This window comes from Sphingomonas sp. (genome assembly GCF_048595155.1).
Taxonomy (GTDB): Bacteria; Pseudomonadota; Alphaproteobacteria; order Sphingomonadales; family Sphingomonadaceae; genus Sphingomonas_I.
The window spans coordinates 1-19379 of record NZ_JBMDXN010000030.1 but is presented as its reverse complement, the minus strand read 5'-3'; the positions used below and the strand labels follow the sequence as shown (position 1 = coordinate 19379).

At 64.7% G+C, this 19379-nt stretch carries 22 protein-coding genes and 1 pseudogene; 12 read left to right on the top strand and 11 right to left on the bottom strand.

Annotation, left to right across the window (positions count from 1 at the left end; translation table 11 throughout):
* The first annotated feature begins 15 nt into the window (after positions 1–15).
* Together ACOJSI_RS05020 and ACOJSI_RS05015 are read left to right on the top strand one after the other, a co-directional pair.
* Positions 16–978 (top strand): hypothetical protein, encoded by a 963-nt coding sequence (locus ACOJSI_RS05020; protein WP_420137163.1) that lies wholly within the window; start codon positions 16–18, stop codon positions 976–978.
* Positions 978–1796: a heavy metal-binding domain-containing protein gene (locus tag ACOJSI_RS05015; protein ID WP_420137162.1), complete on the top strand. Its 819-nt coding sequence runs from the start codon at positions 978–980 to the stop codon at positions 1794–1796. Before ACOJSI_RS05020 ends, ACOJSI_RS05015 begins: the two co-directional genes overlap by 1 nt.
* Before the next feature lie 107 nt (positions 1797–1903).
* Here ACOJSI_RS05015 and ACOJSI_RS05010 read toward each other — a convergent pair whose 3' ends face one another.
* The 5 genes from ACOJSI_RS05010 to ACOJSI_RS04990 form a co-directional block, all read right to left on the bottom strand.
* Positions 1904–2275: a hypothetical protein gene (locus ACOJSI_RS05010; protein WP_420137161.1), complete on the bottom strand. Its 372-nt coding sequence runs from the start codon at positions 2273–2275 to the stop codon at positions 1904–1906.
* Between the two features lie 56 nt (positions 2276–2331).
* Entirely contained in the window at positions 2332–2799 is a 468-nt protein-coding gene (locus ACOJSI_RS05005; RefSeq protein WP_420137160.1) for a hypothetical protein, read from the bottom strand.
* Positions 2800–2837: 38 nt separating this feature from the next.
* Positions 2838–3875: a glycosyltransferase family 61 protein gene (locus tag ACOJSI_RS05000; RefSeq protein WP_420137159.1), complete on the bottom strand. Its 1038-nt coding sequence runs from the start codon at positions 3873–3875 to the stop codon at positions 2838–2840.
* A gap of 6 nt (positions 3876–3881) precedes the next feature.
* Complete coding sequence (gene purC / locus ACOJSI_RS04995; RefSeq protein ID WP_420137158.1) at positions 3882–4658, bottom strand: phosphoribosylaminoimidazolesuccinocarboxamide synthase; 777 nt, start codon at positions 4656–4658, stop codon at positions 3882–3884.
* Positions 4659–4811: 153 nt separating this feature from the next.
* Positions 4812–4964, bottom strand: a complete 153-nt coding sequence (locus ACOJSI_RS04990; protein WP_420137157.1) for a hypothetical protein — start codon at positions 4962–4964, stop codon at positions 4812–4814.
* A gap of 117 nt (positions 4965–5081) precedes the next feature.
* Here ACOJSI_RS04990 and gcvA point away from each other — a divergent pair, with 117 nt between their 5' ends.
* Entirely contained in the window at positions 5082–6014 is a 933-nt protein-coding gene (gene gcvA / locus ACOJSI_RS04985) for a transcriptional regulator GcvA (protein ID WP_420137156.1), read from the top strand.
* A gap of 3 nt (positions 6015–6017) precedes the next feature.
* Here the strand turns inward: gcvA and ACOJSI_RS04980 are convergent, their stop codons facing one another.
* Entirely contained in the window at positions 6018–8033 is a 2016-nt protein-coding gene (locus ACOJSI_RS04980; RefSeq protein ID WP_420137155.1) for a S9 family peptidase, read from the bottom strand.
* A 101-nt stretch (positions 8034–8134) separates the two neighbouring features.
* Between ACOJSI_RS04980 and parC the strand changes: the two genes are divergently transcribed.
* Positions 8135–10414 carry a DNA topoisomerase IV subunit A gene (gene parC, locus ACOJSI_RS04975; protein WP_420137154.1) on the top strand — a complete coding sequence of 760 codons (2280 nt, stop codon included), beginning with the start codon at positions 8135–8137 and terminating at the stop codon, positions 10412–10414.
* 3 nt (positions 10415–10417) lie between these two features.
* Here parC and ACOJSI_RS04970 read toward each other — a convergent pair whose 3' ends face one another.
* The 4 genes from ACOJSI_RS04970 to ACOJSI_RS04955 are packed head-to-tail and all read right to left on the bottom strand — an operon-like array spanning position 10418 to position 13271.
* The gene (locus ACOJSI_RS04970; protein ID WP_420137153.1) at positions 10418–11605 is read right to left on the bottom strand and encodes a CCA tRNA nucleotidyltransferase; all 1188 of its coding nucleotides are present in this window, start codon (positions 11603–11605) and stop codon (positions 10418–10420) included.
* A complete protein-coding gene (locus ACOJSI_RS04965; protein WP_420137152.1) occupies positions 11602–12192 on the bottom strand; it encodes a CoA pyrophosphatase in 591 nt (196 codons plus the stop codon). Before ACOJSI_RS04965 ends, ACOJSI_RS04970 begins: the two co-directional genes overlap by 4 nt.
* Positions 12189–12746, bottom strand: coding sequence for a DUF1285 domain-containing protein (locus ACOJSI_RS04960; RefSeq protein ID WP_420137151.1), 558 nt, complete (start codon positions 12744–12746; stop codon positions 12189–12191). Before ACOJSI_RS04960 ends, ACOJSI_RS04965 begins: the two co-directional genes overlap by 4 nt.
* 9 nt (positions 12747–12755) lie before the next feature.
* Positions 12756–13271, bottom strand: coding sequence for a GNAT family N-acetyltransferase (locus tag ACOJSI_RS04955; RefSeq protein WP_420137190.1), 516 nt, complete (start codon positions 13269–13271; stop codon positions 12756–12758).
* 117 nt (positions 13272–13388) lie between these two features.
* Here ACOJSI_RS04955 and ACOJSI_RS04950 point away from each other — a divergent pair, with 117 nt between their 5' ends.
* Together ACOJSI_RS04950 and ACOJSI_RS04945 are read left to right on the top strand one after the other, a co-directional pair.
* Positions 13389–13814, top strand: coding sequence for a dihydroneopterin aldolase (locus ACOJSI_RS04950; protein WP_420137150.1), 426 nt, complete (start codon positions 13389–13391; stop codon positions 13812–13814).
* Positions 13814–14569 carry an SDR family oxidoreductase gene (locus tag ACOJSI_RS04945; protein ID WP_420137149.1) on the top strand — a complete coding sequence of 252 codons (756 nt, stop codon included), beginning with the start codon at positions 13814–13816 and terminating at the stop codon, positions 14567–14569. The genes ACOJSI_RS04950 and ACOJSI_RS04945 overlap by 1 nt, the downstream gene beginning before the upstream one ends.
* 16 nt (positions 14570–14585) lie before the next feature.
* On the opposite strand, the gene ACOJSI_RS04940 is transcribed toward ACOJSI_RS04945, so the two are convergent.
* Positions 14586–15410 (bottom strand): hypothetical protein, encoded by an 825-nt coding sequence (locus ACOJSI_RS04940; protein ID WP_420137148.1) that lies wholly within the window; start codon positions 15408–15410, stop codon positions 14586–14588.
* Positions 15411–15687: 277 nt separating this feature from the next.
* Between ACOJSI_RS04940 and ACOJSI_RS04935 the strand changes: the two genes are divergently transcribed.
* The 6 genes and pseudogenes from ACOJSI_RS04935 to ACOJSI_RS04910 form a co-directional block, all read left to right on the top strand.
* Positions 15688–16275, top strand: coding sequence for a TonB family protein (locus tag ACOJSI_RS04935; RefSeq protein ID WP_420137147.1), 588 nt, complete (start codon positions 15688–15690; stop codon positions 16273–16275).
* A gap of 71 nt (positions 16276–16346) precedes the next feature.
* Positions 16347–17114 (top strand): MotA/TolQ/ExbB proton channel family protein, encoded by a 768-nt coding sequence (locus tag ACOJSI_RS04930; protein ID WP_420137146.1) that lies wholly within the window; start codon positions 16347–16349, stop codon positions 17112–17114.
* An 87-nt stretch (positions 17115–17201) separates the two neighbouring features.
* Positions 17202–17690, top strand: coding sequence for an ExbD/TolR family protein (locus tag ACOJSI_RS04925; protein ID WP_420137145.1), 489 nt, complete (start codon positions 17202–17204; stop codon positions 17688–17690).
* Positions 17691–17715: 25 nt separating this feature from the next.
* Positions 17716–18138 carry an ExbD/TolR family protein gene (locus ACOJSI_RS04920; protein ID WP_420137144.1) on the top strand — a complete coding sequence of 141 codons (423 nt, stop codon included), beginning with the start codon at positions 17716–17718 and terminating at the stop codon, positions 18136–18138.
* Between the two features lie 142 nt (positions 18139–18280).
* On the top strand, positions 18281–18880 hold the full coding sequence (gene plsY / locus ACOJSI_RS04915; RefSeq protein WP_420137143.1) for a glycerol-3-phosphate 1-O-acyltransferase PlsY: 600 nt from the start codon (positions 18281–18283) through the stop codon (positions 18878–18880).
* A gap of 1 nt (position 18881) precedes the next feature.
* A pseudogene (locus tag ACOJSI_RS04910) lies at positions 18882–19379 on the top strand (hypothetical protein); the annotation flags it as partial.

Genomic DNA, 19379 nt, shown 5'->3' with positions numbered 1-19379 from the left:
AGGGGGGCATCGGTCATGGCATGGTGGAGCCCCCAAAAATCGCCGCAACAAAGTGCAGGCGCCGAGCAGCGCGATCGCGACTGGAAGACAGCGTTCGAGCAAGGCAAGTTGCCGCCGCCGGTGGTGGAACGGCTGAGCGAGGCGCGTAGCGGACGTAGCCCGTGGGTCGCGACGATGACGCCGGCTGAGCTGCTGACCGCGCGCAGCCACGGTTGCCGGCCAATCGCGACGGTATCCGGCACGTGCTGGTATAATTTCGGCTATAGCTGGACGGAGGGCCACGCCGCAGGCTGGGCGAGCGCGCTCGACCGGATCCGGCAGGAAGCGCGTGCGGCGGAGGCCAATGCGGTGGTCGACGTGCAGATGCGCACGATCCGACATCGCTTCGGCCCCAGCATGGATTTCACCTTGCTCGGTACTGCGATCCGGGTCGAGGGCCTGCCTGCCAGCAGCGATCCGGTGATCGCCACGGTGCCCGCGCTGGAATTCGTACGGCTGCTGGAAATGGGGATCGTACCTACGGGCATTGCGGTCGGCGCCCGTTATGAATGGCTTGGCGGCGGCTGGGGCGGGGTTGGCAGCAGCTGGAACGACATGAGCGTCCGCAACCGCCTGCAGCAGCAATCCAATTTCTTCTCAGGCAACCAGCCCCTCACAGAGCTGGGACACTTTTGGGAAAGCATACGCCGCGCGGCGCATCGTGACCTGCGCGCGCATGCGGCGATGCTGGGCAACGGTGTGCTGGCCCACACCAATTTCGGCCAGATCATACGGCAGGAGCGGGACAAGCAGCCGCCGGCTTATCTCGGCCGACATATCGTCGTCGGAACCGTGGTCGACACGCCGAAAGGCAGGCCGGTGCCACATATGATCCAGCCGGTGGTGGATATGCGCGACAGCGATGTGCTGTCCCGTTCGACCGGCCACCGGCATAACAGTTACGCCGACGATCTTGGCGAAGGGGAGGGGCCGATCTGATGGCCGAGGAAGCAAATTTCCCACCGCATGCTTTGGCGCGACTGAAGGGGTTGCGCGGCCAGGGAAAGCCTGACGGGGTCTTCACGTCCGACTTTTCGGTCAACGAATTCCTGCTCGTGCGCAAGGCAGGGTTCGAGCCAGTGGGGCTGTGCGTCGGGTCCTGCATCTACCATCTGGGCTTCCAGTTTGCCGGCTGGGGATCGAACGTCGAGCTCGAGCAGCTAAGCCTCGCCATGTATGAGGCGCGCGCCCTGGCAATGGAGCGGATGCGGCTGGAAGCGGCCAATATGGGCGCGGACGGGATCGTCGGGGTGCGGCTGACGGTGAAGCGTCTGGAATGGGACAGCAATATCCTGGAGTTCGTTGCCATCGGGACCGGCATCGTCCACGCCAAGGGGCATCAGGGCTTCAAGGGCCCCAAGGGGCAGCCGTTCACCTCGGCGCTGTCAGGACAGGATTTCTGGACCTTGCTGTCGGCGGGATATCGCCCGCTGGAAATGGTGATGGGAAGCTGCGTCTATCATGTGGCCCGGCGCGGGCCATTCGCTACGCTGGGATCGGTCGGCCAAAATGTCGAACTCTCCAATTTCAGTCTTGCGCTGTACGAGGCGCGCGAGATCGCCATGGAGCGGATGCAACTGGAGGCCAGTAAAGCAGGGGCCGAGGGTGTCGTCGGCGCCGATTTGCACGAAGGCAGCCATAATTGGTCGAGCCATGTGATCGAATTCTTCTCGATCGGCACGGCGGTGGTGCCGCTTCAAGGTCATGAGGCAGACGACATTCCCGATCCGCAACTGGTGCTGTCGGTCAATAGCTAGAATGGGAAGGCTGAGCGCCGGTTGAGCCCAGGCCGGGTGGGGTGAGTGGCAACGATCCTCGCTGCGGACCTAGGCGCACCGGCGCCCTTATCGATAGCAAGGCTGGATCAGATCGAGTCGGCGGACGGCCGAAGCACGCAGATCGCGCTGCCGCCGTCGGCCGGGAGAATGATTGGCTCACCCTGCGGAAGCGTGGCGATGTTACGCAATTCCCGCTCTGACAGGCCATCGAGCGGCAGCACGCCCTGCGAGCGGACGAACTTGACGCCATGTTTGGTCAGCACCGCCGCGGCCTCGTCCAGCGAATGCGCAGGCCGCAAGTCGCGCAGGGTCGCCGCATCCAGGCGTTGCGTGGTCGCCAGGGCGTCGCAATCTGCCTGGCTGGTCCCGAGCGAAGGAGGGGTAGCCGGCGCCGGACGCGCCAATGCCGGCGCGGTCAGGCAAGAAGCGAACAAAAAGGTGACGAGCAACCTGTTCATGACCGCGAAACGCCCGAAGGCGCCTTTTTCTCCCTGAACACTCAGGTCCGCTCTATTTACTTCTTCGCTGGCTTGAGCGCCTCGCTGCGCATCGCGTCGATCTTTGCGGTATCGGTGAATGCGTCCAGCTTGCCGAGTTCGGCTTGGACCGCGGGATCGGTCATCAGGTCCCGCGCCGCAACCGTGCCCAGTGCGCTGAAACCCGTCTCCATTGCGGTCGCCCCTTCATATTTCAGCGCAGCGATCGTTTCACTGCGGCAATCTTGTGTGAGGAGCCGGGTGAACATGCTGCCGGCCGTCGCGGTGACGCTGGTGCGCTGCTCGGGGGTAATGTTGGCGAGTTGCTTGACCGCTGGGCCGGCGGCAAAGGCCGCAAACATCCAGCGTACCAATGCCTCGTGGTCCGCCGTGCTGGCCTTCGCCACCAGGCATTTGGTGAGCTCGTCCGCATAGACGCCCGCTGCCGCCGGTGTGCCGCCGATCACCCCTAACAGTGACAGGCCCCCGATCAGCAACCTTCTCATCAACCGCCCCTTGCCCCTTCGCGAAACCTAGCTCAGCTTTATAGTTGGTCGAGGAGGCGGAGCAACAAGGGGAGATCGATGCGGCCGCGCGTATCGATCAGCAAATCGGCCCGCTGCGCGCATTCGCAGATGATGGCGTGGTAGTTGAGCCGCTTGACCTGGGCCATGCGGGCGAACGCGCGATTGGTGAAATTCTCCTGCAGCAGCTCGATCACGGTCGGCCCGTGCGCGCCATCTTCGGTCCAGGCGAGATTGGAAAGCGCGGCGCCATGCGGCGCGACAATGATCGCCGCCTCGCGAAACGCGCGTATCTGGTCAGCCCAGGATAGTTCGCCGGGAGCGATGATCTCAAACCCACGCGCTTCCAGCGTGCTGGTCACCTCCTCCTCGTTCAGTGGCAAGCGACGGTTGAGCGCGTCGCGGCGAGAGAGGTAGATCTTGCGCCCGGTGCGCCGTGCCCCGGTGACGCGGGCGCCCTCAGCCCTGAGCAGATCCAGCATCGCGGGATGGGGGTTCATGCCATGGTCGCCGCTGCAGGCGGTGCTGAGCACGCCCTCTGTCAGAATGCCGATGGCATCGTCGGGAAGTATCTCCACCGGGTTGGTGATGCCGAACAGGGCAAGCGGCTCACGCAGTCGATCGGTCATTGGCGGAAGCAGCACGGGCGTGGACGGATCGAGACCCAGATGGCGTGCCATCATCACGGTGCCAATATTCTGGAACAGCCAATGGAAATGGTTGTCGCGATAGCGCGAGCCGGCGACCAGCATCGGCCCCGCCCAGCGGCGGACGGGCGCGGGCTGCGCCATCTGTCGAAAGGCGTCGAGCCAGGTGAAGCGGGGAATCAGGAAAGTGGTACGTGCGACGAGGCCGTTTCGCTCGGTCACCACGACCCAGCGGCCGCCGGTGACGAGCAACGACTGCGGTTCGTCATGCGCGATCGGCGGCGTGTCGAAGGGCGCGGCGATACGCTCGGCGAAGGCGTGCGCGCGATCGCGCTCCGTGACGGCGTCCGCAAGATGGACATGCGGCTGCCATCCGGCGACCGTCTCGCCTTCAATCCGTCCGGCGATCACGGAAACCTACTTCCCGCGATTCTTCCGATGTTCAGCCATGTCCAGCACGATCGTGTCGCCTTCCGGCAGCAGGCCGAGACGACGCGCAATTTCCTGATAGGCTTCGGCTTCTCCGCCCAGATCCTGGCGGAACCGATCCTTGTCGAGCTTCTCGCCGCTGCTCATATCCCACAGGCGGCAGCCGTCCGGGCTGATCTCGTCCGCAAGGATGACGCGGGCATAATCGTTTTCCCACAGCCTGCCGAATTCCAGCTTGAAGTCGACGAGGCGAATATTCACGCCTGCGAACAGCCCGGTCATGAAGTCGTTCACACGGATCGCCATGTCGGCGATATCGTGCATCTCGTCCTGGCTCGCCCAGCCGAAGCAGGCGATATGCTCTTCCGAAACGAGCGGGTCGCCGAGCGCGTCGTCCTTGTAATAATATTCGATGATCGTGCGGGGCAGCTGCGTGCCTTCCTCGATCCCCAGCCGCTTGGCCAGGCTGCCGGCAGCGACATTGCGGATCACGACTTCAATCGGGATGATCTCAACCTGGCGGATCAACTGCTCGCGCATGTTGAGGCGGCGGATGAAGTGGGTCGGCACGCCGATGTTCGAGAGCAAGGTAAAGACATGCTCCGAGATGCGATTGTTGAGCACGCCCTTGCCGCTGATCGTGCCCTTTTTCTGGGCATTGAACGCAGTTGCGTCGTCCTTGAAATATTGAATGAGCGTGCCGGGCTCAGGACCCTCGTAGAGGATCTTGGCCTTGCCTTCGTAGATTTGACGGCGGCGGGACAAAGCAGTCTCCCAAAGGACCGAAACGAGAAGCGCCCCGACGCAGCCATCAGGCGCGGGCGGGGCGACGAGCCCGGGGATATAGACCAGGATGCCCGGCTCCGCAACGCGAGTGCGCGCGTTAAGCCGGGTCCCGCGCTTCGGCCGCCGCCGTCCTCATCGCCGTGGGGCGATGCGTGGGTTTTCATTGGCCGGCCAAGCGCGATGCGCGCCCCACCAATCGACGAAGCGATCCGTTACGGCGAGCGCCTCGAGCAGGCGCGCCGTGAAGGAAGGAACCAACTGGGCAGACTTGCGGGTATCGGACATGACGATCTCCAATCCTGCGGCAGAGCCTGTTGCGCCGCCCTTCGGCAGATGATCGTTTCCTCCGCGCCAAGCCAATTGAAGCTTGCGTGCAATTCATAAGGCAGGCTTATGGCGGCGATGCGCCGCCTGCCACCGCTTGCCGCCGTTCGCGTGTTCGAGGCGGCTGCGCGCCATCTGAACTTCACCGCGGCCGCCGCGGAACTGGGGATGACGCAGGCTGCGGTGAGCTATCAGGTGAAGGCGCTTGAGGCGCACTTGGGTATCGCCCTGTTCCGGCGCGACGGGCGCGGCATCCAATTGACGCCGGCCGGCGAGCGTGCGGCGCCGCAAGTGGCGCGCGGGTTCGATGCACTGGATGCCGCCTTTGCCCGGCTGCGTAGCGAGAGCGAATCCGCATTGACGGTATCGACCACCCAGACCTTCGCGAACACCTGGCTGGCGTGGCGGCTGGGGGGCTTCCAGGTCGTCAATCCCGCCATGGCGGTTCGTCTGGTCGCGTCCGACGCAATCACCGATTTCGCGCGGGATGAGGTGGATGTCGCGATCCGCGCAGGACGTGGGCCATGGCCAGGCCTTGAGCGGCACCTGTTGTTCCAGGTGGATTTCACGCCCATGTGCAGCCCGGACTTTCTGGCGCGGCAGGGCGGCCTGATCATGCCGGCCGACATCGTGCGACTGCCGATGATCAGCGCCAACGACCCCTGGTGGCCCCATTGGCTGCGCGAGGCCGGAGTGGAGCTCGACGAGAATGGCGATCGCCCCGGCGTCCGGCTGGATGTGCAGTCGCATGAAGGGCATGCCGCGATGGCGGGGCAGGGGATCGCGCTGCTCACGCCATTCCTGTGGCAGACCGAGCTTGCGGCAGGGCGGTTGGTGCGTTTGTCGGACCAGCTTTCCACCCGCGGCTTCGGCTACTGGCTGGTCTATCCCGAGGAGCGGCGGATGGTGCCCAAGATCAAGCGCTTCCGCGAATGGCTGCTGGCGGAGATCGCGCGGGAGCGGCACGATCCTCCTCGTGCCGCTCCCGCGACGGGCCAAGCTGCCGGTTAGCGCCTACCGCGCCGCTACCGCCGCGGCGAGACCCGGTACCTGGCTCGCGCCTTCATTGATCTGGGCGCTTGACGGCTTGAGCGCATCCCCGATCGGTTCGGCGCGGCCGCCAAGGCAGGCGCTCAGGAAATTCTCCGTGATGGCGTTGAACGCGATATTGTTGACCGGCCGCGCAAAGCCATGGCCTTCATCCGGAAAGACGACATAAGTGACGGGGATATTCTTCGCCTTCATCGCGTCGACGATCTGCTGGCTTTCCCGCACGTTGACGCGGGGATCATTCTGGCCTTGGCCGATCAGCAGCGGCACCTTGATCTTGTCGGCGGCGTAAAGCGGGGAGCGTTCGCGCAGCAGCGCCTTGCCGGCCTCGGTCGTCGGGTCGCCCATCCGCTTGTAGAATTGCTGTTTGCCCGCTTCCCAATAAGGCGGGATCGTCTGCAACAGGGTGAAGAGGTTGGACGGACCGACAATGTCGACGCCGCAGCGGAAGGCGTCCGGCGTGAAGGTCACGCCGGCCAGCGTTGCATAGCCGCCATAGGAGCCACCGGCGATCGCCACCTTGTCCGATGTCGTCACGCCCTGCTTGACCGCCCAATTCACCGCATCGAGCAAATCGTCATGCATCTTGCGGCCCCATTGAAGGTCACCCCCGGAAATGAACTTCTTTCCGAACCCGGTTGAGCCGCGATAATTGACCGACAGCACGGCGTAGCCGCGGTTCGCCAGCCACTGATGCCAGCTATTATAGCCATATTCGTCGCGCGCCCACGGGCCGCCATGCACGAACAGCACCATCGGCACGGGCCGGTTGGGCTTGCCGTCACCATCGGGATCGCTGCCGGCGGGCAGCGTGAGATAGGATACCAGCGTCAGCCCGTCGCGTGAGCGAATAGGTTCGGGATACATCGGCACGAGCGGAGCACCAACCAGTTCGGGGCGGCTGACGAACAATTGCTTGAGCGTATGCGCCTTGCGATCGAACAGCCAGGTTGCGCTGGGCGCGGTGACCGGATCGACCGCGACGGTCCACAGATCGTCCGCATCGGTACGGGACGTTACGGCGATGTCGCCCTTCAGCTGTGCCTTCAGCCAGGCGAGATCCTTGCCGATCGCCGGATCGCTCGCTTTCCATTCGTCGCGCAGATAATTGACCGACCAGGCCTGCACGACCCCGGTCTTGGGATCCGCCATGGTGCCGTCGATGTCGGCGCGTGGATCCTGCGCGATGACAGTCTGCCGCCCGCTCGCCACATCCTGTGCGATCAGAGCGGCGGTGTCGCGGCCCCGCGAATCGAGCCAGTAGAGCGTCTTCCCGTCGGTGGTGAAGCCGGAGGGGGCGGTGGTCAGCGAATCGTCCAGGCCGATCGTCGCGAAGGGTGTCGCCTCCACCTTGCCGTTGGTGATCCGGAAGAAGGCTTGGCCGCCGTCCGGCAACTCCTTCGACGCCAGGCGGGGCATCAGCTGCTCATCCGCGACGAAGCCGGCATAGCCGCCGTCATTCTGCAGAACCAGGCTCAGCTTCCCGCTGGCGAGGTCGAGGCTATAGACGTCGTGCCAGCGCGGATCGCGATTGTTGATGCCGAGCAGGATGCGATCCTTCACCGCATGGCTGATGTTGATCACCTCCACCCGCGTCTTGTCGAACGGGGTGAGGCTTTTCTGCGCCGCGGTGGCCACATCCACGCCATAAAGGAGGAAATTCTCGTCGCCGCCCTTGTCGTTCACGAACAGGATCGTCTTCGAATCCGGCGACCAATAATAAGAGCGGATCGGACGCGTCTTCTCGGCGGTGAGGGGCTTCGCTTCGGCGGGATTGCTGGCCGGCGCGACCCAGATGTTGAGAACGCCGTCGCGCGGCGCGATCCAGGCGAGCCACTTGCCATCGGGGCTGATCCGGCCCGCGGTCTTGCTGGGATTGCCGAACAACTTGGCGCGCTCGATCAGCGGAACCGGCGGGCTCTGCGCGAACGCCGGCGCGGCAAGGGCAAGAAGGGCGGTGGACGTGAGCAGCAAGCGCATGGCGTAACTCCGCTGTAATATAGGAATAACACACTACACACCCGCAACGATTGTGCAAACCGCGCTTTGCGCGCCGCGGACGGTCGGCTAGTCGGAACAGGATGACCGAACCCACCGACCCCTTCAACCTGATCCTCGAAGCTCCGTTCGATAGCGCCTTGTCGGAGCGCTATCTGGTCTACGCATTGTCCACGATCACCGCACGGTCGCTGCCGGACGTGCGCGACGGATTGAAGCCGGTGCACCGGCGCCTGCTTTGGGGGATGCGGCTGCTGCGGCTCGATCCGAACGCAGGCTATAAGAAATGCGCACGCGTCGTCGGCGACGTGATGGGTAAATATCATCCGCACGGCGACGCATCCATCTATGATGCGATGGTGCGCCTGGCCCAACCCTTCGCGCTCAGATATCCGCTGGTCGACGGACAGGGCAATTTCGGCACTGTCGACGGCGATAATGCGGCGGCGATGCGCTACACCGAAGCGCGGCTGACGCAGGCGGCGATCCTGCTCATGGAGGGGCTGGACGAGCAGACCGTCGAGTTCCGCCCGACCTATAATGGCGAGGAGGAGGAGCCGGAGGTGTTTCCCGGCTTATTCCCCAATTTGCTGGCCAACGGCGCGGCTGGAATTGCGGTCGGCATGGCGACATCGATCCCGCCGCATAATGTCGCCGAACTGATCGACGCTGCGGTGCATATCATCGACCAGCCCGAGGGCGACCCGCGCGAACTGATGCGCTTCGTCACCGGCCCCGATTTTCCCACCGGCGGTATCGTCGTCGACAGCGCCGCCGCGATCGCAGAGGCCTATGCGACCGGCCGGGGATCGTTCCGCGTTCGCGCGCGCTGGGCGGTGGAGGATCAGGGGCGCGGCGCTTGGGTCGCAGTGATCAGCGAAGTGCCTTATCAGGTTCCCAAAGCCAAGCTGATCGAAGCGATCGCGATGCTGATCAATGACAAGAAGCTGCCGATCCTGGCCGACATCCGCGACGAAAGTGACGCGGAGATCCGGATTGTGCTGGAGCCGCGCAGTCGCACGGTTGACCCGCAAACGCTGATGGACAGCCTGTTCCGCCTGACCGATCTGGAAACACGCGTTCCGCTCAACCTGAATGTGCTGGATCGGGACCGCACGCCGCGGGTGATGTCGCTCAAACAGGCGCTGGCGGCATGGATCGACCATCAGTTCGAGGTGCTGGTCCGCCGTTCTAACCATCGCCTCGCCAAGATTGCCGACCGGATCGAGCTGCTCGACGGCTATCTGATCACCTATCTCAACCTGGATCGCGTGATCCAGATCATCCGGGAAGAGGATGAGCCCAAGCCAGTGCTGATGGCGGAATTCGACCTTACCGATCGCCCGGCGGAAGCGATCCTCAACATGCGGCTGCGCAGCTTGCGCAAGCTTGAAGAGATGGAGTTGCGGAAGGAGCGGGCTGCGCTCGACAAGGAAGCGCAGGATCTGGAGGCCCTGGTCGCAAGCCCGGCGCGGCAACGTACGCGGCTGAAGCGCGACCTTGGCAAATTGCGCGACCGCTATTCGCAGGAAACCGAACTTGGCCGCCGCCGCACCCTGATCGAGGAACAAGGCCCCGCGCGCGAGATCCCGCTGGAAGCGATGATCGAGCGTGAGCCGATCTCGGTGATCCTTTCGCAACGCGGCTGGGTGCGGGCGATGAAGGGGCATATCGACCTAGCCTCGGCCGAGGCCTTGAAGTTCAAGGAAGGGGACGGACCGGCGTTCGCCTTCCACGCGCAGACGACGGACAAACTGCTGCTCGTGGCCGCGACCGGGCGCGTCTACACGTTGCCGGCCGACCGGCTGCCCGGGGGGCGCGGCTTTGGCGAACCCGTACGGCTGATGATCGACCTGGAAGGCGATGCCGGGATCGTTGCCTTCCTGCCCGCGCGCAATGCCGAGCGGCTGCTATTCGCGGCGAGCGACGGCAAGGGTTTCGTGGCCAAGGTGGCGGACATTACCGGAGAGACGCGCAAGGGCCGCCAAGTGGTCAATTTGCGCAGCGGCGCGGTCGTGAAAGTTGCCCGGCCGGTGGGAGAGGACGACGATTATGTCGCCGCAATCGGCGATAACCGGAAGTTGGTGGTGTTCCCGCTCGCGGAATTGCCGGATCTGGCGCGCGGGCAGGGCGCGCAAATCCAGCGCTATCGCGACGGGGGGCTATCCGACGTCATCACCTTCCGGTTCGCCGATGGCCTGAGTTGGCCGATGGGCGGCGACAGCGGTCGGGTTAGAACCGAAGCCGATCTGGGGCCATGGCGGGCGGCGCGGGGCGCGGCAGGCAGAATGCCGCCGACCGGCTTCCCGCGCGACAATCGCTTCGCCGTCGGCTTGCCCCGCGTCGAGCCGGTCAAGTCCTAGAGCTCACCGCAGCGCGCGGGCGACTTCCTCGATCGCGATCGCGCGCACGCGATCGGCGTCGGGAAAGCCTTCGTCGACCCAGCGGCGCTCGATCGCGCGCAGCGTTCCGGCAACGACAGGTCCGGCGGTAAGGCCCATCGCAACCAGGTCTCCGCCGCCGAGCGGCAGACGGGGCGGCGACCAATGGTCGAGCTCCGCAAGGTCGGCGGCCGCGTCGGCGCTACGCAACAGCAAGCGATCGCGCGCGGCGGAAAGGCCGATTGCATAGGCAAGGGTGCGTGGCGCGCCAGGATCGCCGGGCTCGGCCGCAAGCGCGAGGCGCTTGCGCTGCGCGTTTGAAAGCTTGAGCCGGGCGCCGACCTGATCGGCCAGACCGGGATCGGGTGGGAGCAACGCCGCCAGCCGACGCACCGGGTCGCCCCCAGCAGGGCCCTCCCGGGCCACCAAGGTCGCCAGGCGTGCCACGCCGCCGCGGTCGATTTCGGGCAGGACCGGCGTCAGGATCGCGCGGTCGACCATGATCGCGATCGTCGGTGTGGGATCGGTCACGCCGAGCAGCTTCAGCAATTCCTGCGCGATCCGCTCGCGCGACAAGGCCATGAGATCTTTCGCGCGGGCGGCGCAGGCGGACAAGGCGGCCTCATCCATCGCGCCGCGGCCAAAGCGCGCGTGGAAACGGAAGAAGCGCAGGATACGCAGATGATCCTCGGCGATGCGGGCGAGCGGATCGCCGATGAAGCGAACAAGCCCGATCCCGACATCGGCAACGCCCCCGAAATAGTCGAAGATTTCGCCTGTCGATGGAGCGGCGGAGAGCGCGTTGATGGTGAAATCGCGCCGCGCGGCATCTTCCCGCCAATCGTCGGTGAAGGCGACCGTCGCACGCCTGCCATCGGTACTGACGTCGCGGCGGAGCGTGGTGACCTCGACCGGGCCGTTGGCGAGGACGGCCGTAATCGTGCCATGGGCGATTCCGGTCGGCACCGCCTTGAAGCCGGCAGCCCGAATGCGCGCGGACGCGTCCTCCGGCATCAGCGAGGTGGCGAGATCGAGATCCGAAACGGGCAGGTCCAGCAACGTGTCGCGTACGGCACCGCCAACGTAACGAACCAGCCCATCGCCTTCTCCCAACGCTTCGGTGAGCCGCACAAGATCGGGATCATTGCGCCATGCCGCATTCGGTAAGATCATAGGGTGGCAGCCTGCAGGCGCTGGGCGAGGTTGACGATCATGTTGGCAGTGGCCCCCCAAATGCGGCGGTCCTCCCACAATATTTCGTGAAAACGGCGTTCGCGTCCTTCCCACATCACGCTTTGGAGACTGTGGTTGCCAGGCTCGAGCAGGAAGGAGAGGGGCGTTTCAAACACCGCCGCGACTTCGGCCTCTTGGGGTGCGAGCGCAAGATCAGGTGGGATGACGCCGATGACCGGCGTGACGACGAAGCCGGTGCCGACCCGATAAGTGTCGCTCGTCCCGACAATAGTGACGCGTTCCGGTTCAAGCCCTATTTCCTCGCGCGCTTCGCGCAGGGCCGTCGCCACCAGATCCCGATCCTCGGGGTCCGCCCGGCCACCGGGAAACGCAATCTGGCCGGCATGTCGGCGCAGATGCGGCTGGCGGAGCGTCAGCAGAACGCCGGGATGCGGCCGATCGGTGATGGCGACCAAAACCGCAGCGGGCACATAATGGTCGTTCGCCCGATCATAATCGTCGCCCTGGATCGGCGTGTGATTTACCGTGCTGTCGAGCGCGACGCGCAACCGATCCGCGAGGCTCACGCTGCATCCAGCCTGAAGAAAGCGCCGTTTGACCATAAGCCGGGCGGGTCCGCGCCTTCGCCAAGCGCGATATCGGCGAGCTCATAATAGACCGGGCGCGCGATGCTGGCGCGCAGCCGGTCCCGCACGTGCAGATAGGGCCGGCCATCGACGATCTCGATCGGGTGATCGGGGCCGGCGACAACCGGTTCGTCAATGTTCAAGCGGAAAGCGAGGCGGCGATCGGCTCCTACGCCTTCGCTCTTGAGCTCGACCGCGACGAAGGGTGCATCCTCCACCGCAATGTCCAGTTTTTCGACCGGCGTGACGAGGATATAATGCCCGTCCGGTTCGCGCCGCAACAGACTGGCGAATAGCCGGACCATGGCCGGGCGATTGATCGGGCTGCCTTCGTGATACCAGGTGCCATCACGCGCGATCCGCATATGGCTGTCGCCGCACCGGGCAGGGTTCCAATCCGCGACCGGCGGAAGGCGACGCTCGGCGACCGCGCACGCGATCTCCGCCAGAGGCAGGTCAGCAAGATCTGTGATCGGCGGTGTTTTCTCAGGCATTGCGCCGCGTTAGCGGAGGTCGCTTGTCTTTGTCTCGCGTCGCGGCCCCAGCATGCCGTCCAAGGGCAACGCGCGTCCGCCGGTGCGGGCCAGCAGGCGACGATGCTCGAACGGCCCCGGCGCCTTCCACCCCGCGGTGGCATCGGCGGTGAAATCAAAGTGCCGGCCATAATATTCGGGATCGCCGATCAGCACGAGCGGCGGGTGCGACGCCGCCCGCGAGAGCATCGCATCCATCATAAGGCGGCCGATGCCGCGCTGCTGACGATCCGGGTCGACCGCCACCGGGCCAACGAGGACCAGCGGCGTTTCCCCTTCCAGGCCGTGCAGAGCGACAGGCCAGCTTTGCAACGTGCCGATCAGACGATCTGCTTCCCAGGCCGCCAGCGATAGATCGGCGATGGGGGCCATGCCGGCGCGAATGCGATAGGCGGTCCGGCTGTGGCGATCCGTTCCGAATGCCGAATCGAGCAGCCGCTCGACATCGTCGGGCGCGGCATCGGCAAGGGGCGACAGCGTGATCAACAAGGCGGGCTCCGATGGAAAGGGTGGGGCCCATAACGCAAAGCGGGGCAAAGGGAACCCGGCTGGCCGGGCGGCGACGTCGCTGCTAGGGCATCACCATTACAACCGAGAGACGTCATGACCGCGATCGACCATCCCAAGCCGCTTATTCTTGCTCCTGAAATAGGAGGTGCGGGCGACTTCGTTCGGCTGGAAGTCAGCGATCTGGTCATCAACGTTCTGACCGGCATCTATTCCGAAGAAACCCATATGCCCCAGCCGCTGCGCATATCGGTGACTGCAGATATTCCGGCGCCGCGCCGATTCGCCCATGATACGCCGCTCAGCGCTTCCAAAAATTATCTCGATCTGCGACGCGCGGTGGAAGAGGCGCTGCCGGCCGAACTGCATTTCACTCTGGTCGAAGCCGTGGCCGATCATATCGCCGATACCATCTTCGGCGGTGATCCGCGGGTTACTCGGGTCGAGGTCAAGATCGTCAAGCTGGCCCTGTCGCAGGCGGGCGAGTCGATTGGCATGACACTGGTGCGCGAGCGGCGCTGATGCTGGCGCTCGTTACGGGCGGCTTGCACCGGGTGGGCGCTGCCATTGCCGCGCGCCTGGCAGAAGAAGGCTATGATCTGGCGTTGCACGCGCATCGGCCTGGGGCTCCATGCCCAGAGCTGGCGCAGGCGATCGATGCGCACGCCGTGCGATCGGCCGTTTTTCCGGCGGATTTGGCCGATCCGGCGGATGTCGAATCGCTGGTCGAGCAGGTCACGGCGTACTTTGGCCGGGCACCAGACGCGCTGGTTAACAGTGCGTCGGTGATCACGGAGGGAGCGTGGGCCGAACTCACGCATTCGGAGATGTTCCGCCATCTGAACGTGAATTTCGTGGCGCCGCTGCTGCTGACGCGCAGTTTCGCGGCTGCGCTTGCCGGGCAGCCCGGCGTGGTCGTCAACATTCTGGATCAACGGGTGCGAAACGCGCCGATTGACCAGGCGGCCTATACAGCGTCGAAGCTCGCCCTGGCATCAACCACCCGCGTCACGGCGCGGGCTTTTGCCCCGAATGTGCGAATCAATGCGGTCGCGCCTGGCATGACCTTGCCTGGCGACGATTATGATCCCGATCAGTGGAGCCGCCTGGCGGACGCCATGCCGCTGCGCCGCAATTCCGCACCACGCGACATCGCCGACGCGGTCGCGTTTCTGGCGAGTGCCCCCAGCGTGACGGGGCAAACCTTGTTCGTGGACGGCGGCGCGAATCTGGAAAGCTACGCGCGCGATTTCGTCCACATGATGCGGGACGCTTGATAAAGGCGTCGCCGCGTCAGCCTCCGCAAGGGCCGAGGCCGGTCAGCACCAGCTGATAGTCGGCCTTCGCAGCGGTCGCGTCTTCCGGATTGAGCGAACTGACCGCGCTTTCCGGCAGGGCGCGCGGCAGGCCGCAGGCGAGGCGATACCAAAGCAGCGTGTCCGGCTTCGGCGGTGCCGCGCTGTCATCCACCATTTCCGAAAGCGCCACGGCCCAGCGAGGCTGTTCGTTCGGCCGGCGCAGGATCGAGAGCGAGATCGGCCGCTGATCGGCGGTTTTCAGGAAGATCTGCGTCTCACCTTCGCCCGGAAGCGTGCCCGCCACATGGAAGGCGCGGGTAATTCCTGTGATCGCCGGCGGCGCGTCCGCCGCCACGGCCTCGGTCAGGATGGCGCGCAGCTTGCGCTCATTGTCAGTCGTGCGGGGGATCTGCGCGCGCGGCCCGATCAACCGCAATTCTCCCGCTGTTGTGCCGGGCGTCGCCAAAAGGAGGACGGGCACACCCTTCAGCTTGAGCTTTTTGCCGGCAGCGTCATCCGGCAGATCCACCAGATAGGTGACTCGGGCAGGAACGGCTGCGCCAGAAATCAGGCCGCGGACATCGGCCTGTACATAATAACGCCGCGTTCCTGCCGGCACGCCGGCCGCCGCTTCCCCCTTCAGAGCAATGGCATCGGCGATGTCGGCCGCGATCACCACTCGCGCTGCGAGCGCCATCTTCGCCAGTTCGACATAACTATAGTCGGTGGGCAGGCCGGCAAAGGGCACGGGCGCGGCCGAAATCGGCGCCGCTGCTACGAGGGCGAGCGCTAAAGCCGAAGTCTGGGGTAAAGAACGCATTGGACCGCCTGAAAAGGTTAATGGGAAAGATTCATTCGAGCCATCCCCCGTTAACGCAACCATAAAGCGTTTGCATGGCATGAATCGTCGCGATAGGAACACGCCGTGTCGCGAGATGGGACGAAGAGCCTGACGCGTACGTTACAGACGGGATATCGAATAGGGCGATATCCATCTTAGGGCTCGGAGGGAGTGTCATTTTTTAATGGCTTACGCTGACCAACCAACAATGACCCCGCGAAAGGCGGTCGCCATCGGATTGGTGGTTCTGCTCCACGTGGCTATCGGATACGCGTTCATAACCGGATTGGCCTTCAGTGTGGTCAAGAACGTGGTTAAAGATCTGAAGGTCGTGGATATCCAGGAACCACCGCCGCCACCTGAAACACCGCCACCGCCGCCGCCGCCGGAAACGCCGCAGGCTGCGCCGCCGCCGCCCATCGTCGCTCCTCCTGCAATCGTGCAGACGCCGACCTTGGCACCGCCGGTTTACACCGTGCCGGTCGCGCCTCCGCCTGCGCCGGTCATCACGCCCACGGCGCCGCCGGCGCCGCCAGCGCCGGTTGTCTCTCAGGCGGCTGCTGCAAAGGGCGATCCTCGCACGTGGATCACCAATGACGATTATCCGCCGGGCGCGATGCGCGAAGAGCGGTCGGGTGTCAGCGGTATCGCGTGGACGATCAACGAGCAGGGTCGGGTCGAGAACTGCCACGTGACGTCGTCGAGCGGTTCGTCGGATCTGGACGACACGGCATGCCGCCTTGTGACTCGTCGTGGCCGTTATGCGCCTGCGAAGGATCAGGCGGGTAACCCGATCAAGCAGACTGCCTCCATTCGTTTCCGTTGGGTTCTGCCCAGCAATTGATGCCGGCTATGCGGGCGGTGTGCTGACGCGCGCCGCACCGCTCAACTTATCGAAAAAGGATTGTTGAGACCATGACTACACCCGCAGCCGGCGCCGCAGCCGCGAATGCAAACCCGTATGGCCTGATGGGCGCGCTCCATCAGGGCGGCGTCATCGCCTGGACAATTTTCATCATCCTGGTGATCATGTCGGCCTCCTCCTGGTACATCATGTTCACGAAGCTGTTCGAACAGCAGAAGATCCTCAACCAGGCGAAGCGCGTCCGCACCAGCTTCTGGGGCACGCCCACCATCAAGGACGGCGTCAGCAAGCTGGAGCGCAACTCGGCCTATCGCCAGGTGGTTGAAGACGGCATTCTCGCCCAGGATCAGCACAACCTGCTGATCGACCCGGTCGACCAGCATGAATGGCTCGGTGGTTCGCTGAACCGCAGCACCGCGGCGATCAACTCCAAGCTCGGCACGGGCCTGGCGCTGCTCGCAACGGTCGGTTCGACCGCACCGTTCGTCGGTCTGCTCGGCACCGTTATCGGCATCTATCGCGCTCTCGTGAAGATCGGCGCTGCCGGTCAGGCATCGATCGACGCCGTCGCCGGCCCGGTCGGTGAAGCGCTCATCATGACCGCGCTCGGCCTCGTCGTCGCCGTGCCGGCCGTTATGGGCTACAACTGGCTGATCCGCCGCAACAAGGTCATTGCCGAGCAGCTGGGGACCTTCGCGGTCAACCTGCATGGCTACATGGTCTCCAACGGTGCGCTTCGTCCGCAGCTCGCTTCGGCCAAGACCGCTCCGACCCCGCCGCTGAAGACGGGTTCGGCCGCGATCAACCCGAAGGCGTAACATATGGCACGGGCGGGGCGCTGCTCCGCCCGCTGCTATGATCCGGCCCCGCACTGCGCGGCCCGACAAGAATAGGAAATCCGTTCCATGGCGATGAGTGTCGGCGCTGCCGAAGACGACTCCCCAATGTCGGACATCAACACGACGCCGCTCGTCGACGTTATGCTGGTGCTCCTCATCATCTTCCTGATCACCGTTCCAGTCGTCATTCAGACGGTTCCGGTACGCCTTCCGAAGGTCGCCAACGAGCCGACGACCAGTAAGCCTGAAAACGTCGTCCTGTCGGTGCGAGCTGGCCCCGGCGGCGCCTGCGAGGTTTACTGGGGACAGACCAAGATCAACGCCGAAGAACTGCTTGATCGCTCGGTCAAGAAGCTCAAGGTCGAGGTCGACAAGCTCGGTGGTCCGGCAAACATCACGCCTGACTCGCTGCCCGAGGTGCACATCCGTGCCGATATCGATACGCCCTGGCGGTGCGTCGGTGGTGCGATGACGAACGTTGCCCGCGCCGGCTTCACCCGGGTTGGCTTCATCTCGCAGCCCGAGCCCGGCCAATATCGCGCCGCGATCGACTAAGCGCCGTTTTTAGGAGTATATCGAAATGGCCATGAGCTCGGGCGGCGCTGAAGGCGAGCCCATGATGGACATCAACACGACGCCGCTGATCGACGTCATGCTGGTGCTGCTCATCATGTTCATCATCACGATCCCGGTGCAGACGCACGCGGTGAAGCTGGATCTTCCGCAGAACACCACGTCCAGCCCGCCGCCGATCAACCCGACCAAGAATGAGGTCTCGATCAACAATCGCGACCAGGTTCTGTGGAACGGGACGCCGATCGACATGACGGTATTGCGCCAGTATCTGGACCAGTCCCAGACGCTTAACCCCGTTCCGGAACTGCACCTCCGCCCCGCGGCGGATGCGCGGTACGAAGTGGTGGACGAAGTGCTGGCAGTGACCAAGCGTGCGAAGGTCACCAAGATGGGCTTTATCGGTAATGAGGCATACGCCAACTACTGATGGTGCCGGATCGGAACAGGAAAGGGGGCGGGCCGCTGGTCCGCCCTTTTTTTGTCAGTATCGCGCCGCGATGCGCCCGTGTGCACCGGCTATCTGATTGGTTGCACCCCATCCCAGATGGGGTAATTGTTGCGTAGGGGGATTGCACGTGAACGGCTGGGCGGTGCCCGCACTTATCCTGATTGCCAGTTATCTGGTCGGCGCGATCCCCTTCGGGGTCATCGTGACGCGCGTGGCGGGTGCGGCCGATCCACGGAGCGTGGGCTCCGGGAATATCGGGGCGACAAACGTCTTGCGCACGGGGCGCAAGAGCCTGGCCGCGCTGACGCTGTTGCTGGATGCGGGCAAGGGCGCGGTGGCCGTGCTGATCAGCGAAGCCCTGGTACCTGGAACGGGGCCTCTGGGGGCCGTCGCCGCTTTCTTCGGCCACATCTTTCCCGTGTGGTTGCGGTTCAAAGGCGGCAAGGGTGTCGCGACGCTTCTGGGGATCACGCTGGCGGTGCATTGGCCGACCGGTCTCGTTGCATTGGCCGCGTGGCTGCTGGGCATGCTCCTGTCGCGCAGATCGTCCGTGGGGGGCATGTCGGCCGCCGCGGCCGCGCCGGTTGCCTCGGCGTTTTTCTTCCGGGCGGACCTGACGCTGATGTTTCTGGCGCTCGCTCTGGTGGTGCTGTGGCGCCATCGCGACAATATCAAACGCCTGATCGACGGTAGCGAGCCGCGCATCGGCAAGGGAGGCTGAGCTGGCGCTCGACGCAGAGGGCGTAGCGGCGCTGCGCCTGATTCGCACGCGCGCGATCGGCCCGATTACCTTTCGTCAGCTGATGCGTCGTTTCGGTACGGCCGTCGCAGCCTTGGCGGCCCTGCCGGAGCTGGCGCGGCGTGGCGGTGGACGAGCCCCGATCATTGCCAACCTGAACGAAATCGAGCGCGAAATCACGGCAGTCGATGCCCTGGGTGGGCGCTATTTGATGATCGGGAGCGCCGAATATCCGGCGATGCTCGCCGAAACCGACAGCGCGCCGCCGGCTTTGATCGTGCAGGGTGACACAAAGTTGCTCGCGCGGCCGATGGTGGCGACCATCCGGATGGGCGAGCCGTGGGGCAGGGCCGGCCCGGTCGGCAGGCCCGTCAGGACGTCCCGATCCATCACGTCCCCGTCCTCGCTCCCGGTGACCAACCGCGAGCCGTCGGGGCTGACGGCGATCGCGGAGATGCCCCGGCCGACCGCGCCGGCCTGG